Genomic DNA, 15,746 nt, shown 5'->3' with positions numbered 1-15,746 from the left:
CTTCGCCGCCCGGTCGGCGGCGCGGCTCACATCCCGTCCATCCCGTCGTGCGAGCCGGAGCCGTGCGAGCCGGACCCGCCCTTCGGGTCGGAGCCTCCGTGGGATCCGGAGCCGCCGTGGGACATGGACCCGTGCTCGATGTCCCCGCCGATCTTCTCCCGCAGGGGTGTGAGCGAGCCGGTGGACAAGCCCGTCACCGACCAGCGCTTGCCGACCAGGTAGGTGCCCCCGTAGTCCTTGGACGTCGACAGCCAGGCGTGCTGGCCCTTCTCGGTGGCGAAGGTCAGCATCGTGTACCGGTTCTTGCCGGAGGTGCAGGCGCCCTGCCGCAGCTCCTCCACCTCGGTGATGACCTTCGCCTTGCAGCCGATGGCATCGGCGATCCCGGTCAGCGAGGCGGGTTTGCCGGGTTTGCCGAACTCCTTGGCGGAAGGTGCCGCCTTCTCCTCCGGATGTTTCGCGGCGTCGTGCGCCTTGCTGTTCCCGGCGCAGCCGCTCAGGAACAGCAACGCCGCGCAGAGCGCGGTGGCACGGAGTGCGGGTGACACTACAACCTCCCGTTGAGAGTCCGTCGGGGAGGCCCGGGTCCTCTGCGGCCTCGGGCCTCCCGCTGCGGTGACCGTGTTGGTGCGGCTACTGCGCCGCGGCGACGCCCGCCTTCTTGCCCTTGTCGGTGACCGCGAACCACTGGCCCGCCTTGCCCTGGCCGTTGGTGTCGCCGGGCTTGGTGTCCCCGGTGAAGGTGTAGAGCAGCCAGCAGTCGAAGGCGGCCTGCTTGGTGCCGTCGGGACGGGTGAAGGAGGTGACCTTCGAGGCGTCGAGACCGGCGACCTTGGAGGTGTTCACGGCCTTGAGCGGCTTCCAGGTGTCCAGGCAGGCGCCGAGGCAGCCGGTCTTCATCGGCCACGCGCTGTCCTTGTTGAACCGGTAGACCGTCATGCCCTTGCCATCCACGATGATCTTGCCGAGCTTGGCGTTGCTGTTCACCATCAGCTGGAGGCTCTCGTCCGTACCGGCGGCCTTCTTGCCGGCCGGCTTGCCGTCGGGCGCCAGCGCGTTCCAGGTGCCGCCCACGCCATGGCCCTTGGTGTCGCCCGCCTTGGTGTCACCCGCGTAACGGTAGACCGGCCAGCCCTCGAGTGTCAGCTGCTTGGTGCCGTCGGAGCGGGTGACCGAGCCCAGCTTGGACTTGTCGACACCGGTTCCGGCGGCGGCGTCGTCGGCGGGCACCGGCGGCCACTTGGTGGCGCAGGCGTCGTTGCAGTTGGACTTGGCCGGCTTGGGGGTGTCCTCGTCGAACCGGTAGAGCGTCCAGCCCTTGGCGTCGGTCACGATCTCGCCCAGCTTGGCGTCCTTCTTGACGGTCACTTCCTTGGCCGGGCCGGACTTCCCGGTGTCACCGGAACCCGCCGCGGCGCCCGTGTCCCCGCCCGCCTGGTAGCCACCGGCCGCACCGGAGGAGGCGGCGCTCGAGCCGGCGCCCGCGCTCGATCCCACGTTCTGGGCACCGCCGGCGGGCTGGACATTGGAGCTCTGACCGGAGGAGTCGTCCTTGCTGCTGCCACACGCCGCCGTCAGCAGAACCATCGCGACGGACACTCCGGCGAATGCGATCTGACGCCGCTTCTCCATGACCATTCCTCTGCAATCTCTCTTGGTCCGGCGGTGTTTGCGCCGACGTCATGTGCATACGGAGCCGGTGCCGGGCGACGTTCAGCGGGCCCGGATTTTGTCATCCGACGCAAAAAACGCGGGATCCTTGAGCGCACAGCAGTCGACGGCCGTTCTTGGCGGCCGTCGTGGGTGACGCGGGGTACGGGAGGGCGGCTACTCCTCGATGCGCAGCGCCAGCGCCGGACAGCGCCGCACCGCGCGGACCGCCTGGGCTCGCAGCTGACGTGGCACATCCATCTTCGCCGAGGCCGGATAGCCGTCGATGCCCAGCTGGAGCACATCGGGGATGATGTCCGCGCACAGCCCGTGGCCCTGGCACAGCGACCAGTCCACGATGAGCTGCTCCATCCGTGCCCGCGGCTCCCGTTCCCGCCGGGGCTCGGCCGCCGACGGTCCCGGGGGCAGCGCGAGTGGCTGGGAGTCCTCGGGCAGCGGCAGCACACCGAGGGTGGGCCGGCCGCAGCCCAGGCCCAGCGCATGGGCCTCGATCTCCTCCGGGAAGGCGTCCAGCGCGGTGGTCACAAAACCGGCCGTACCGTCGGGGTGGCTGCATGCCCCGCGCTTCTTCACGGAGTTGATGTACGCCCGCACCGTGTCGACGGCGCTCTGGCCGCCACCGCGCTCCACCTGACCCAGCGCGTCCGCGAGCGCGGGCAGCCCGATGAAACACGGTCCGCACTGACCGGCCGTCTCCGCGGCCAGCCAGCGTGTCACCCGCGCGGTCTCACCGAGCGGGCAGGTGTCCTCGGGGATCGGCAGCACCGCCCCGGCGCCCAGCCGGGCGCCGTACTTCTTCATGGACTCACGGGAGATGGTGGTGGCGTGGATGCTGTTCGGGTCCAGCCACTTGCCGTGGTACCCACCGACCAGAACGCCCTGGCCGGGGGTGAGGTTGCACAGATCCAGGATGTAGGTCAGCGGGACCCCGGTCGGGGTCTCCATCACGAACTTGCCCGCCACCGTCAGCAGGGTGGTGCCCGGTTCGGTGGGCAGCCCCACCGAGCGGTACGGCAGGGCGCCCATCCGCGCCGCCACGGCGAGCTGAGCGAAGGTCTCGGTGTTGGACAGCAGGGTGGGCAGCCCCCCGAGCCCGCTGTCACTGGTCCGGATCTTCCGGCCGTTGGGGATGGCCGGGGCGCCGCTGATGCCGTTGATGACGGCACCGCCCTCACCGGCGACGAAGCGGTCCGGAGTGCGGGAGACCCGCAGCCGGGGCCCGCTCGGGGCGCGTTCGGCGATGGCGGCGGCGATCGACTCCTCGACATCCGGCCGGTGCACCGCGATGCACACGTCCTCCGCACCGAGCGCCTCGGCGGCCAGCATCGCGCCGTCGATCACCAGATGCGGAGTGTGCAGCAGCAGTGCGGTGTCCTTCAGACAGCTGGGCTCGCCCTCACTGCCGTTGACCACCACGGCGCAGCGGCCGTCCCGCCGCGCCGCCGACTCGATGACGGAGGTGAGTTTTTTGGCGAACGGGAACCCGGCGCCACCACGGCCGCGCAGGTCGATGTTCTCCGCGAGGGCCACCAGTTCATCGGCGCGCAAAGCGGGCATCTGCCCGTGCACCGTCAGATGGCCGACACGGTCCAGCCGGTACGCCTCGTCCAGTCCAGCCAGCAGCCGGGGCGGATCAATGCAGGCCAGCCGGGGCTTTGCTGTGATCACCGGCCCCACCCGCGGGAGGCGCCGAGCGGCTCGGTGTCACGCCGGTCGGGCTCCGCGGAGCGCGGACGGGGGACGCTCGGTGCGGCCCGTCCGGTCCTGCTTTCCTGCCGACCGCGAGCGGGGGGATTCCTCACCTCGATGCCGTCCGTCCTCTCGCCCTGCGCCCGCCGGGAAGCGAGCCGTATCCACAACGCGACCGCCACACCAGCCAGGGCCATGACATATCCGGCCGTGGCCCAGTCCTTCGCCGGACGGCCTGCCTTGAGGCCGTGGATCAGCGCGGCACACCACGCCGGATACGCGGCCACATGCAGGGCCCGCCACCAACGGTAGCGCCAGCGGGACTTGCCGGTTGAGGCGAATGCACTGCGCACCGCTCCGGTGACCGCCGCCATGGTGAAGAGGTACCCGGCGATGGTCCCAAGGCCGATGAGCACAGGCTGATTTGCGTCAGCGAACGGTACCACGATGGCCGCGGCGCTCGTGTGGCTCTCCGCCACCTTCACCCAGACATGCAGCGCGAGGAAGCACAACCCCCCGACGGCGGCGGCCCGGTGGACACCCTGGGCGATCAGCCGGTGGTTGGTGTGCAGCACCAGTTGGTCGGTGGCCGCGAGCCCCCACAGCACCGCCGAAGTGAGAGACACCAGGGCGAGGACACCGGCGCCGAAGTCCAGAAAAGCCCAGGTCTTGGTGAATGCGCCCACGTTGTTGGCCACAATGAGGGACAACACCACCGCCGCACCGATAGCGTAGAGGCGAAGGTGTCGGGCCTGGCTGCTGCCAGGCCGGGCACGTGCCCGAGGCCGGCGGGCGGCTCGTCGGCTGCCGGGTACTCCGAGGGCTCCAGCGGGAACCGATCCGGTGTGGCGTCCCCTGCGGTGCGGCCCCTGGGAGCGGGGAGTCGGCATCTGGGACATGGACATGGAGCCTCCCGATCGCGCGGATTCGCGCGGGTGACGAGATACGTCAAAGTCGTCTTGGGAGCAGCAGCTTCTCGGAACTACACGTGATCTCCATAAGATTTGTCGTAACGTGACAACTTCTTGTGGAGAAACGGTGCCCACACCGTCTCCTACCGATCCGTTGCCATCTCGATGGCAAAGAAACGGCAAAATGCCGGGACCGGTAGGGGTGGGGGTCCTCTATGACGTAGCGGAGGACCCTCGACTCCCTTTCCGGACTGGACGAACCGGAGACGGAGGCAACCTCCACGGGCCTGACCGACCCCCCAACGGCCAGGCCTCCCCCCGGCAAGAACGAGGTAATGATGGGCGAACTCGTGAACCGCATGTGGTCCCGCCCCCGTGGCGAGTGGACCCGCGTTCTGCGCAATGAACTCCCGTCGGTAGCCGACGAGGTGGTTGAGACCCTTCGGCGCAGACTCCCGGGATTCTCCGAACTCCTGGAGGACTCTGAGCGAGAGAAGGTCCGATGCGGAGTCGAGCAGGCTCTCCTGACCGCACTGGGCTACCGGAAGCAGGGCGAGGAAGGGGCCGGGGAACCGGCCGCCTCCCCGCCGGCCCGCTCCGGTGGCGAACGGATGACGGAGGTACCGCCCGAGCGGGCCCGCCGCGAGCTGTTCGAAGCCCTCACCGGCGAAGTGGCGGTCTCCGAACGGACCCTGGCGGAGCTTTCACGGGCCGCCCGCTGGCCCCTTCCCGAAACCGTCCAGGCCGTCGCCCTGCCCACCCCGGGCGAGGCGCCGCAACTGGCCGCGGTGCTGGGAGACACCCTCATCGGCGCGGTCGGCGACGAGCTGTGCCTGCTGATCCCGGACCCCGACGCGGACGGCGATCCCGCACCGGTCACCACCGCCGAACGGGCGCCGGACGGCGAGCGGGACCCGGACCGGGAACCGCCCGTGGACGCCGGTACCCGTGGCGCGCTGGAAACCGCGCTGCGGGGCCGCACCGCCGCGGTCGGCCATGTGGTGCCGCTCAACGACGCGGCGTCCTCGGTGCGCTGGGCGCGGAAGCTGCTGACGATGGCTCCCGCGCGCAGCGGCCCCGAGGCCCGGGTGCTCTTCGTCGACGACCACCTGTCGATGCTGCTGCTGCTCCAGGACGAGTCACTGGTCCGGGCCCTGGCCTCCCGGTGGCTCAAACCGCTGGTCGGGCTGACACCCCGGCAGAGCGAACGGCTCCAGATGACACTGCTGGCATGGCTGGAGGGCGGTGGCGCCCCGGAGGCGGCGAAGGCGCTCAAGGTGCATCCGCAGACCGTGCGGTACCGATTGCGGCAGATAGAGAAGCTCTTCGGGCCGGGCCTGCGGGACCCGCGCATACGCTTCGAGTTGGAGATGGCGCTGCGCGGGCGGCGGCTGATGGCACAGATGGACCGGATACGCCGCCACGCGTCACGGGTGGGCCGCAGGGCCCGTACCGGAACGGCCCCCGGAATCCGGCCGCTCGGGATCGCCCGGGAGGCCCGCGTCAACGGACTGTGAGACAGGTCGGCGCACCGCGCTGACCACCACCAACGGAACTGCCGGCCGCGTCACGCGGTCGGCAGTTTTGTGTGGGGAAGTGGGTGTTGCGGGGGTACGGCCGGGTCAGCGACCCGCGCCCACGGGCACCTGGGCCGGTGCGACGGTGCGCATCGCGGCGTTGAGCCCGAGCAGTTCGTGGTAGGCGTGGGCGCAGAACGCGCACGAGGCCAGATGGCGCCCGAGCGCATGGCCACGGACCCCGCCACGCCGCACCGAGGCGCCCAGCATGGCGCTGAAGTGGCGGCACCGGTCGTCCCGCGCGGACTCCAGATGCGCCTGGAGGTACGACTCGCGCAATCCCTCCCTGGCCCGGAAGGCGAGCGAGGTGACACCACTGGGAGAGATCCCCAGAACGGTGGCCACCTGGTGCGGAGGGGCGTCCTCGACGAGGGTCAGCCACAGCACGGTCTGCCAGCGTTCGGGCAGTCCGCGGAAGCTGCGGATGAGCAGCCGGCGGTTCTCCCTGGCCACCAGGTGTTGCTGGGGGTCGGCCGTGGGCGCGAGCTGCCGCCAGGGCTCGAAGTCGGCCGTGAGCAGGATCTGCCGTTCCCCGGCGCTCCATTCGACCGCGGTGTGGCGCACCACGGTCAGCAGATACGGCCGCCAGGGCCCGCGCGGCCCGCCACCGGCGCGCACCGCCTGGAAGGTGCGGATGAACGCCTCGGAGGCCAGATCCTCCGCGTCCTGAAGGGCGCGGCAGCAGGTCCGGGCGTACGAGAGCGTGGCCGCGTGGTGGCGGCGGTAGAGGATCTCGCCCGCGGCCGGGCTGGTGGTGCCCGAGCGGTAGCCCTCCAGGAGCAGCCGGGTCAGTTCCGGGTCCGAGAGGGAGCGGACCGGTCGGTCGGTATGTCCGGGGCCCACCGCTTCGGGATGTTCCGCGGCGGGAGGGTCCCAGGGCTCGTCGGCCGTCTCATGGGTGGTGGCAGCGCGGCGCGCGCCGGCCTGATGGCCGACGCGCGCCTGGAGAGTCTTGTCCATCAATTGCACTTTTGGCCGTTGTTGATGCAGTCCACGGCCTTGTTCATCAGGTCTTCCGGCATCACGTTGATGAAGTCGTCGTGGTCGGTGATGGGCTTGTGCAACTGCTCGGGGAAGCCGTCCACGGCGAACGGGGTGTTGGGCGGCACATCGTAGGTGATGGTGTTCACCAGCTTGGGGATGGCCTGGAAGCCGTTGGGGCAGGAGCCGTCCTGGTTGGGGAAGGCCATGTGGTCACGGTGGTTGGCGCTGTCGATGTTCTTGCCGTCCCAGCAGCTCTGGAAGTCGAACGTGCGCGTCACCGAGCTGCCCTCGGGGCAGAGCGGGTACTTGTCGGTCAGCTGCCGGTCCTCGAAACCGGTGCAGCTCCAGGAGGCGTTGGCGTTCTTGTCGCCGTTGGTGAACGCCTTGGCGTCACCGGTGATGATCCGCAGGAACTTCGGCATCGCCACGACCTTGTTCTGCGGGTTGCCCTGGAACTCGATGGTGGAGCTCTTGGGCGTCAGGATGGTGCCGACGTTGCCTTCCTGGCCGCCGCCGAGGTCGTTGGCGTCCGCTTCGTCCTTACCGTCCTGGGCGCGCACCACAGGCCAGTAATAGGTCGACTTGTCGCCGTTGTTGCAGGAAGTCCCGGCCTGCTCGAAGGTCTGGTTGTTGGCGAAGGCGTCGTTGCTGTCGTTGCCCACGTAGTCGTGCATGTGGTGGGCACCGTTGCCCACACCGGGCGCGACGATCACGTTGTCGCTGTTGCGGAGCTGCGGGTCGCCGACGCCGCACTCCGAGGTGAACGTGCCGTTGGAACCGCCCTGCTGCGCCTGGGGCGGGTTCTGGACGTTCGGCTGCACCTGCTTGATGTCGACGAAGTCGCCCTGCGACGGGCCGTTGCCCGCCTGGCCGCCGGCGTTGCCGGGCACCTCCTTGGCGCCCTCGCCACCTTGCTGCTGACCGCCGTCCTGCTGCTGACCCCCGGCCTGTTGCTGGCCGCCGTCCTGCTGCTGCGCGCCATCCTGCTGGTTGGCCTGGCCGCCGTCGTTGCTGACCTGCTGCATCTGGCAGTTGCTCATCGAGTTGAGGTCGTCAGGGCTCTGGCCCTGCTCGTCGATGGCGTTGCCGATGTTGTCGAGGGTTTCCCCACGCTGCTTCTCCAGCGAGGAGAGCACCGAGTCCCTGGAGGCCCCGCTGTCGGACATCCGCTGGTACGCCTTGGCCACCTGGGAGTCGAGTTCGGCGAGGTTCTTGTCGACCTCGGGGCGCGCCTGGCGCGGCACGGACGACAGCTGTTGGCCCACATCGGGGCAGCGGATCGTCCATGATCCGGCGGACACCGTGCGATTCTGGCCGGAGTCGGTGTTGTCGCCGCTGGCGGACGCGTTCGCCGCGATGATCGCGGCCCCGCCGCCGCCCAGAGCCAGTGCGGCGACGATGGCGACGGTTTTGTTCGAGAACCTGCCGCGCTTGTGGGTCTGTTGCCTCATGAGATCACTTCACTTAGTTGTTGAGGGCGTCGAAGTCGACGAGCCCGGTGTTCTCGAGCACCGTGATGTGGTCGAGAACGATGGTGTTGGCCCGGGTGGCCAGTGATCGCACCATGGAGTTCCGGCTCTGTGCCCGGATCTGGGCGACGAGCGAGAACACCTTCCCGTGTGCCGCGCGGAGCCGGTTGGCGAAGATGCGTTCGAACTCGGCGCTGCTGGACGCGTTGTTCATCTCATTGAGCCAGCCCTGCTGCTGCTCGTTCGGCTGAGTGGGCAGATCGACCCCCAGCGCCCGGCCCACCTCGTTCACCCGGCGGTCGAGCTCGGTGTGGCCCTCGATGAGGTGCTCACCAGCGGTCTTCACCGAGTCCCGAGTGCCACGCTCCTGGGCCTCCCGGCCCGAGGGAAGCTCCCAGAGCCCGGCGAGCTTCACCTTGCGGACGAAGTCCCGGTCCAGAGCGGTCAGCGGCCCGTACTGGGTGCTGACCGTGCCCTTGCCGTCGTCGATGACGCCGGGGGGCAGCGATGACGCGGCGCTGCTCTCGCCGAACAGCTGGACGGGGATGAGGATCGCCGCGAGGGTCATGGCGAGTGCCCCAATGATGAGGCCGGTGCCGATGGTACGGCTGGATGCGATGGATCTGCTGACGATTGCTGATCGCACAGCGCCCTCCTTGCTTCGGAGTGACACCGGACGCTAGTACCTGGTGTGGCCCGGACGTGGAGACCTCATCACTAACGAATAAAGCCGGGACAACCATCGTTACCGACTGGTACCATACGCGGCCATCTTTCGGCCGCACCCTCCGCGGGGGCGGTCGCAAGTTTTTTCCCGCGCGTTGAGCACATCGCGGGTGCCGTCCGTACGACAGGGAGAACCATCCCCGCGCGAAGGGCATCTGTGATGCGAACAGCGGCATGGAGCTCCGAACTGTTACCCCGGCGGACCGGGGTTCGCTCCGCCCCGGCCCGCCATACCCTTCCGCCGCCGTCATCCTTCGGCGGTTGAACTCCTCGAGGACGGCCAGAACCTGCCGCCAGGTGTCCAGGGCGAAGTCCCGCTCGCCCAGGGCGTACTGGCTGTCCCCTTATCTGTGTGAGGGCGTGCCCTGTCCCCTATATAGGCATCAGTAGAAACGACGAAGAACGACAGCAGGAAACAGAAGGAAGGAGAGCGGCGGGGCCGGTGCGGCCCGCGCTGTCACCACCCGACCCGGACCCGGTGGCGCGTCAGGAGGCGTTGGCGTCCGGCACCCCCGTCGAAGTGGTCACCCAGCACCCGGCGTTCCACGGACTCAGTGCCCGGGGCGCCCGGAGGAGCGGGCCGCCCGGCTGTCCGGGCCTTCCTGACCCCGGGAGCGGGGCGGGGAGCGGCGATCGCCGTGTCCGTTTTCCGCCAGCGCCCCGGCCCGGACCGGAGCACAGTGGACACCGTGATGACGGAGGACGGTAAGTACGAGGCGGTGCGTGGCCGGGACGCGCGGTTCGACGGTGAGTTCTTCTTCGCCGTGGCCACGACCGGTATTTACTGCCGGCCGAGCTGTCCGGCGACGACGCCCCGGCGGAAGAACGTGCGGTTCTTCCCCACCGCGGCGGCGGCGCAGGGCGAGGGGTTCCGGGCGTGCCGTCGCTGCCGCCCGGACGCGGTGCCCGGTTCGGCCGCGTGGAACACCCGCGCCGATGTGGTCGGGCGCGCGATGCGGATGATCGGCGACGGGGTGGTGGACCGCGAGGGTGTGGCGGGGCTGGCCCACCGGCTGGGCTACAGCCCGCGTCAGGTACAGAGGCAGCTCAACGCCGAACTGGGTGCGGGGCCCATCGCCCTCGCCCGCGCCCAGCGCGCCCACACCGCCCGCATCCTCCTCCAGACCACGCAGATGCAGGCCGCGGAGATCGCGTTCGCCGCGGGGTTCGCCAGTGTGCGGCAGTTCAACGACACCATCAAGGAGATCTACGCCATCACCCCGACCGGGCTGCGCGACGCCCGGCCCGGCCGCTCCTCGCGCTTCGGCCCGGTCGCGCCGCGTTCGTTCTACGGCGGGGTGCCCCTGCGGCTGGCCTGTCGCGGACCGTATGCCGCGGCCGAGTTGTTCGACCAGCTCGCCCGTCACACCGTCCCCGGTGTGGAGGAGATGATCGGCGAACGCGGGGCCCGCACCTACCGGCGTACCCTGCGGCTGCCGCACGGCCATGGCATCGCCGAGGTCGACGAACGGCCCGGCGACGGCGGCTGGCTGGAGTGCCGGCTGTGTCTGGGGGAGCTGCGCGATCTGACGACGGCCACCCAGCGGATGCGGCGGCTGTTCGACCTCGACGCCGATCCGTACGCGGTCGCCGAACACCTCGGCGCCGACCCGCTGCTGGCGCCGTTGGTGGCCGCGCGCCCCGGGCTTCGCTCCCCGGGCGCCACCGATCCGCAGGAACTGGCCGTCCGCGCCGTCCTCGGCAGACGGCTCTCACCCGATGAGGCGCGGGCCCAAGGTGCCGCGCTGGTCAGCGCGTACGGGCGGCCGCTGGCGGCCCCGAGCGGCGGACTCACCCATCTCTTTCCCCGCGCCGACACCCTGGCCGGGGCCTCGCTGGAGGAGTTGGACCTGCCCGCGCCGCGGCGTACGGCGCTGCGCGCGCTGGCCACCGCCCTCGCCGACGGCACCGTACCGCTGGACGCCGGGGCCGACCGGGACCAGGCGGAGAAGGAACTGCTCAACCTCGACGGCATCGGACCACGCACCGCCGGATACATCCGGATGCGTGCGCTGGGCGATCCCGATGTCCTGCTCCTCCCGTCCGGAACATCCGTTGCGCCGGAGACGGCCGTCGGCTGGCGGCCCTGGCGCTCGTACGCCACCCAGTATCTGTGGGCCGCGGCGCGCGATTAGTCTCCGCCTTGGGTTCCGCCGTGTGACGTGGTGTCCTCGATGGTGCCGCCGAATCGTTCGCGCACCTCCGTCATGTTCTTCCGCGGGGACGACGACAGCACCCAGCGATCGCCGATGAGATACACCCCGCCGTACATCTGTGCTGTCTCCAGCCAGTCGCGCTGCCCCTTGGCCTTGACGAAGTCCAGGAGGAGGAACTTGCCCCGGGAGTTCTTGCACACCGCTTGGCGGTAGTCGTCGACATCCACGGTGAACTTCGGCTTGCAGCCGACCGCCGCGGCCAGTTGCTCGACCGTCGCCGGTCTGGGAGTGGCTCTCGCCCCGGCGCTCGGCCGGTCCGCGCCATGCCGTCCGGTCTCCGCCGTGGCATTCCCCGCACCGCCGTCGCCGCCGCAGCCCGCGACGGTGAGCAGTCCGCAGACGGCCGCCATCACCGGGGTCAGACGCGCGCCGCGGCGAGGTGGGGTGCGTTCGGCGGTGCGCTCCGGGTGCGGGGATGCGTCCATGAGGGGCCCTCTCGTGGCGTGTCCGGTGGCGGCTGCACCCATGGATACGGACGCGTGGGACGGATTGTTCACGGCCTCCGGTGGCGCCCGTCGCAAGCGGACGGCGCGATGTGCAAACCCTTGACAGCCAGGGCGGATGCTGGATTACTGGACCGCACTCCAATAGAGACCGAATGTTCGGTCGGGTCTCGAGGGCGGTGGAAAACAGGTGGCAGGCTCCAGAAACGCGGCCGTCGGTCCGGTGGAGGAGATGTTCGCCGCGGACCAGGCGTCACGCGGACTGGGCATCGAGCTGCTGAAGACCGGGGACGGTTCGGCGGTGCTCCGGATGGCCGTGACGGCCTCGATGGTGAACGGGCACGGGATCGCCCACGGCGGCTATGTCTTTCTGTTCGCGGACACGGCGTTCGCCTGTGCGTGCAACGGCCACGGCCCGGTGACCCTCGCCGCCGGTGCCGACATCACCTTCGTCGCCCCCGCCCGGGAGGGCGATGTGCTCGAGGCGACCGCCGAGGAGCGGACCCGGTACGGACGCAGCGGTGTCTACGACGTGACGGTGCGCCGCGGCGACGAGGTGATCGCGGAGTTCCGCGGGCGCAGCCGCGCTCTCGGCCGCCGCGCCGCCGAAGCGAAGGAGAGATCGTGACCGGCACACCGCCACCCGAGGAAATCCTGGACGCCGCCGAGCGGATGAGCCGGGATGAGCTGAGGGATCTCCAACTCACCCGGCTGCGCGCCACCTTGCGCCATGCATACGACCATGTGGAGCTGTATCGCGCGAAGTTCCGCGAGGCCGGAGTGGTCCCGGAGGACTGCCGCACCCTGGAGGACCTGGCCCGCTTCCCCTTCACCACCAAGGCCGATCTGCGGGACACCTATCCCTTCGGGATGTTCGCCGTGGACCAGAGCGAGGTGCGGCGCATCCATGCCTCCAGCGGCACCACCGGCAGACCCACCGTCGTCGGCTACACCGAGAACGATTTGTCGATGTGGGCGGATGTGGTGGCCCGTTCGCTGCGCGCGGCGGGCGGCCGTCCCGGCCACAAGGTCCATGTCTCCTACGGCTACGGCCTGTTCACCGGCGGTCTCGGCGCCCACTTCGGGGCCGAGCGGCTCGGCTGCACCGTCATTCCCGCCTCCGGCGGTATGACCGCGCGTCAGGTGCAGATCATCCAGGACTTCAAGCCCGAGATCATCATGATCACCCCCTCCTACATGCTCACGCTGCTCGATGAGTTCGAGCGCCAGGGTGTGGATCCGCGCACCACCTCCCTCCAGGTCGGTGTCTTCGGCGCCGAGCCGTGGACCGAGGAGATGCGCCGGGAGATCGAGGACCGCATGGACATCCACGCGGTGGACATATACGGGCTCTCCGAGGTGATCGGGCCCGGGGTGGCACAGGAGTGTGTGGAGACCAAGGACGGTCTGCATGTGTGGGAGGACCACTTCTACCCGGAGGTCGTCGACCCGCTCACCGACGAGGTGATGGCCGACGGCGAGGAGGGTGAACTCACCTTCACCACCCTCACCAAGGAGGCCCTGCCGGTCATCCGCTACCGCACCCGGGATCTGACCCGGCTGCTGCCCGGCACCGCCCGTCCCGCGTTCCGCCGTATCCAGAAGATCACCGGCCGCTGCGACGACATGCTCATCGTGCGCGGGGTGAATGTCTTCCCCAGCCAGATCGAGGAGATCGTGCTGAGGGTTCCGGCGGTGGCGCCGCACTTCCAGGTGGAGCTGACCCGGGCCGGTCGGATGGACCGTATGACGGTCCGCGTCGAGGCCCGCCCGGGAGCCGACGGCGGGCAGCGCGAGGCCGCCGCGGCGGTGATCGCCCGGGGGATCAAGGACGGGGTGGGGGTCACGGCCGAGGTGGCGGTGGTGGATCCGGAGACCCTGGAGCGCTCGGTGGGCAAGATCCGCCGGGTCAGGGACCTGCGCGAGGGGTGAGACGGGCCGGTCCGGGGTGGGCGGTACCGTAGGAGAACGACTGTTCTCAGGTGAGGGTGACCGTGATGGACCAGGAACCGATCAGGACCCGTGTGCTCGACGCCGCGGAGGGGCTGTTCTACGGCCGCGGGGTGCAGAGCGTGGGCATGGATGAGATCCGGACCGCCTCGCAGGTCTCCCTCAAACGCCTCTATCAGCTCTTTCCGTCCAAGGGTGAGCTGGTCGAGGCGTATCTGGAGCGGCGCGACATCCGGTGGCGGGAGGCGCTGGCCCGCCATGTGGAGGCCGAGGAGGACCCCGTGGCGCGTGTCCTGGCCGTCTTCGACTGGCTGCACGGCTGGTTCATCGAGCCGGACTTCCGGGGGTGCGGATTCATCAACTCCTTCGGTGAGCTGGGGGCCACCACCCCCGCGGTGGCGGACGCCGTCCGTGCGCACAAGGAGGCGTTCCGGGCGTATCTGGGTCGGCTGGTGGCCGACGCCGGGCGGCCCGCCGCGCTCGCCGGGCAGCTGGCGCTGCTCGCCGAGGGGGCCATGACCACGGCGGCCATCCGCGGGTCGGCCGAGTCTGCCCGGCAGGCCCAGGATGCCGCGCGGGTCCTGCTGGGGGCGTCGGCCGGAGCCTCCCGGGCCGGCTCCCCGGGGTGATCCCGGCTTCCTCGAAGTGATCTCGGCGGGCGGGAATGAAGCCATGTAGTTCACTGTTCAACCAGATGTCTTCAGGGTCGGCCGTCCTGGCCGGCCGACCGCCGTCCGCGAACGAGGAGAGCGTCATGCCCGCCGTGACCGTCGACAGCACACTGGAACTGCCCCGCGTCCCCACCCCCGATCCCCAGACCGCCCCGGCGCGCCCGGTCCGCTCGGTAACCGGCGCTCCGCAGGGGTTCGAGGGGGAGGGGTTCCCGGTGTACCGGGCCTTCGCGGGCGCCTCGCTGCGCGATCTCGACCCCTTTGTCCATATGGACCAGATGGGCGAGGTCGACTACGCGCCGGGTGAGCCCAAGGGCACCCCCTGGCATCCCCACCGCGGCTTCGAGACTGTCACCTACATGATCGACGGCGAGATGCAGCACCAGGACTCCAACGGCGGCGGTGGGCTGATCTCCGACGGCGCCACCCAGTGGATGACCGCCGGTGGCGGCATCCTGCACATCGAGACGCCGCCGGAGCACCTGGTGGTCTCGGGCGGGCTGTTCCACGGCATCCAGCTGTGGGTGAACCTGCCGCGCGCCAACAAGTGGAATCCGCCGAAGTACCAGAGCATCGAGGGCCGCGAGGCCGCGCTGCTGTCCTCGCCCGACGGCGGCGCCCTGGTGCGGGTCATCGCAGGGGAGATCGCGGGCCATCAGGGGCCGGGTGGCACCTTCACCCCGATCACCATGATCCATGCGACGCTCAGCCCCGGTGCCCGGCTCGATCTGCCCTGGCGCCCCGACTTCAACGCGCTGGTCTACGCCCTGTCCGGACGTGGCACCGTCGGCGCCGAGAACCGTCCGCTGGACGCGCATCAGCTCGCCGTCCTCGGGCAGGGCGGAGCCCTGAGCGTGGCCGCCACCGACCGTCCGGACACCCGCACCCCCCAGCTCGACGTACTGATCCTCGGCGGGCGGCCGATCCGGGAGCCCGTCGCGCACTACGGACCTTTCGTGATGAACACCAAGGCGGAGATCGCCCAGGCCATCGACGACTTCCAGAGCGGCCGTCTCGGGGTCGTCCCCGCCGAGCACATGCCGCACACCGCAGCCGGAGAGGAGGACGCATGACCGCGTACATCCCCGAGGAGACCCTGGCCGAGCGCTGGGAGCGCGCCGGGCTCTTCTTCGAGGCGAAGGACTACGCCGAGGCCGCCCGCATCCTCGCCACCGTGGTCGAGGACGAGCCGGAGCAGATCGCCCCGCGGCTGCTGCTGGCCCGCGCCTACTACCACTCCGCCCAGCTGCGGCGCGCCGAGGAACAGCTGCGCGAGGTGATCGCCCGCGATCCGGTCGAGGCGTACGCCCATCTGATGCTCGGGCGCACCCTGCAACGCCAGGGGCGGGACCGGGAAGCGGCCGGTGCGCTGCGAGTGGCGGACGCGCTTCGCGGGGCGTTCGCCACGACCGCGGCGGACTGACCCGTCACACCCGTCC

15 protein-coding genes are annotated in these 15,746 nt (G+C 70.2%); 7 read left to right on the top strand and 8 right to left on the bottom strand.

All coding sequences use genetic code 11. The annotated features are described in order from the left end of the window. Nucleotides 1-26 precede the first annotated feature (26 nt). From AC4BEG_RS02590 to AC4BEG_RS02575, 4 genes are all read right to left on the bottom strand, one after another. The gene (locus AC4BEG_RS02590; protein ID WP_490704275.1) at nucleotides 27-548 is read right to left on the bottom strand and encodes a hypothetical protein; all 522 of its coding nucleotides are present in this window, start codon (nucleotides 546-548) and stop codon (nucleotides 27-29) included. Nucleotides 549-633: 85 nt separating this feature from the next. Further along, the gene (locus AC4BEG_RS02585; RefSeq protein ID WP_490704274.1) at nucleotides 634-1,632 is read right to left on the bottom strand and encodes an SCO0930 family lipoprotein; all 999 of its coding nucleotides are present in this window, start codon (nucleotides 1,630-1,632) and stop codon (nucleotides 634-636) included. Between the two features lie 195 nt (nucleotides 1,633-1,827). Continuing rightward, entirely contained in the window at nucleotides 1,828-3,339 is a 1,512-nt protein-coding gene (locus AC4BEG_RS02580; protein WP_490704273.1) for an NADH-ubiquinone oxidoreductase-F iron-sulfur binding region domain-containing protein, read from the bottom strand. Then, nucleotides 3,336-4,073, bottom strand: a complete 738-nt coding sequence (locus AC4BEG_RS02575) for a hypothetical protein (RefSeq protein ID WP_490704272.1) — start codon at nucleotides 4,071-4,073, stop codon at nucleotides 3,336-3,338. The genes AC4BEG_RS02580 and AC4BEG_RS02575 overlap by 4 nt, the downstream gene beginning before the upstream one ends. A gap of 533 nt (nucleotides 4,074-4,606) precedes the next feature. Here AC4BEG_RS02575 and AC4BEG_RS02570 point away from each other — a divergent pair. Then, entirely contained in the window at nucleotides 4,607-5,788 is a 1,182-nt protein-coding gene (locus AC4BEG_RS02570) for a PucR family transcriptional regulator (protein WP_490704271.1), read from the top strand. Between the two features lie 105 nt (nucleotides 5,789-5,893). On the opposite strand, the gene AC4BEG_RS02565 is transcribed toward AC4BEG_RS02570, so the two are convergent. From AC4BEG_RS02565 to AC4BEG_RS02555, 3 genes are read right to left on the bottom strand one after another with little or no spacing between them, the layout of a single operon-like run. Then, nucleotides 5,894-6,808: an RNA polymerase sigma factor gene (locus tag AC4BEG_RS02565; RefSeq protein ID WP_490704270.1), complete on the bottom strand. Its 915-nt coding sequence runs from the start codon at nucleotides 6,806-6,808 to the stop codon at nucleotides 5,894-5,896. After that, on the bottom strand, nucleotides 6,808-8,283 hold the full coding sequence (locus AC4BEG_RS02560; RefSeq protein ID WP_490704269.1) for a DUF1996 domain-containing protein: 1,476 nt from the start codon (nucleotides 8,281-8,283) through the stop codon (nucleotides 6,808-6,810). Before AC4BEG_RS02560 ends, AC4BEG_RS02565 begins: the two co-directional genes overlap by 1 nt. Before the next feature lie 13 nt (nucleotides 8,284-8,296). Beyond that, a complete protein-coding gene (locus AC4BEG_RS02555; RefSeq protein ID WP_490704268.1) occupies nucleotides 8,297-8,947 on the bottom strand; it encodes a DUF4142 domain-containing protein in 651 nt (216 codons plus the stop codon). Between the two features lie 772 nt (nucleotides 8,948-9,719). Here AC4BEG_RS02555 and AC4BEG_RS02550 point away from each other — a divergent pair. Then, a complete protein-coding gene (locus AC4BEG_RS02550; protein WP_490706961.1) occupies nucleotides 9,720-11,162 on the top strand; it encodes an AlkA N-terminal domain-containing protein in 1,443 nt (480 codons plus the stop codon). Here AC4BEG_RS02550 and AC4BEG_RS02545 read toward each other — a convergent pair. Beyond that, complete coding sequence (locus AC4BEG_RS02545; RefSeq protein WP_490704267.1) at nucleotides 11,159-11,668, bottom strand: hypothetical protein; 510 nt, start codon at nucleotides 11,666-11,668, stop codon at nucleotides 11,159-11,161. The genes AC4BEG_RS02550 and AC4BEG_RS02545 overlap by 4 nt on opposite strands. A gap of 250 nt (nucleotides 11,669-11,918) precedes the next feature. Here AC4BEG_RS02545 and paaI point away from each other — a divergent pair, with 250 nt between their 5' ends. The 5 genes from paaI to AC4BEG_RS02520 all read left to right on the top strand — a co-directional run bounded on the left by paaI (nucleotide 11,919) and on the right by AC4BEG_RS02520 (nucleotide 15,730). After that, entirely contained in the window at nucleotides 11,919-12,314 is a 396-nt protein-coding gene (gene paaI, locus AC4BEG_RS02540) for a hydroxyphenylacetyl-CoA thioesterase PaaI (RefSeq protein ID WP_490706960.1), read from the top strand. Nucleotides 12,315-12,358: 44 nt separating this feature from the next. Beyond that, nucleotides 12,359-13,618, top strand: a complete 1,260-nt coding sequence (gene paaK, locus AC4BEG_RS02535) for a phenylacetate--CoA ligase PaaK (protein ID WP_490706959.1) — start codon at nucleotides 12,359-12,361, stop codon at nucleotides 13,616-13,618. Between the two features lie 65 nt (nucleotides 13,619-13,683). Next, nucleotides 13,684-14,265: a TetR/AcrR family transcriptional regulator gene (locus AC4BEG_RS02530; protein WP_490704266.1), complete on the top strand. Its 582-nt coding sequence runs from the start codon at nucleotides 13,684-13,686 to the stop codon at nucleotides 14,263-14,265. A gap of 125 nt (nucleotides 14,266-14,390) precedes the next feature. Then, the gene (locus tag AC4BEG_RS02525; protein ID WP_490704265.1) at nucleotides 14,391-15,380 is read left to right on the top strand and encodes a pirin family protein; all 990 of its coding nucleotides are present in this window, start codon (nucleotides 14,391-14,393) and stop codon (nucleotides 15,378-15,380) included. Continuing rightward, nucleotides 15,377-15,730, top strand: a complete 354-nt coding sequence (locus AC4BEG_RS02520; protein ID WP_201876227.1) for a tetratricopeptide repeat protein — start codon at nucleotides 15,377-15,379, stop codon at nucleotides 15,728-15,730. Before AC4BEG_RS02525 ends, AC4BEG_RS02520 begins: the two co-directional genes overlap by 4 nt. Nucleotides 15,731-15,746: the final 16 nt, after the last annotated feature.

Source organism: Streptomyces sp. JLBJ103, assembly GCF_058215575.1.
The sequence above is the reverse complement of the archived record's forward strand: the minus strand, read 5'-3'. Positions and strand labels throughout refer to the sequence as shown.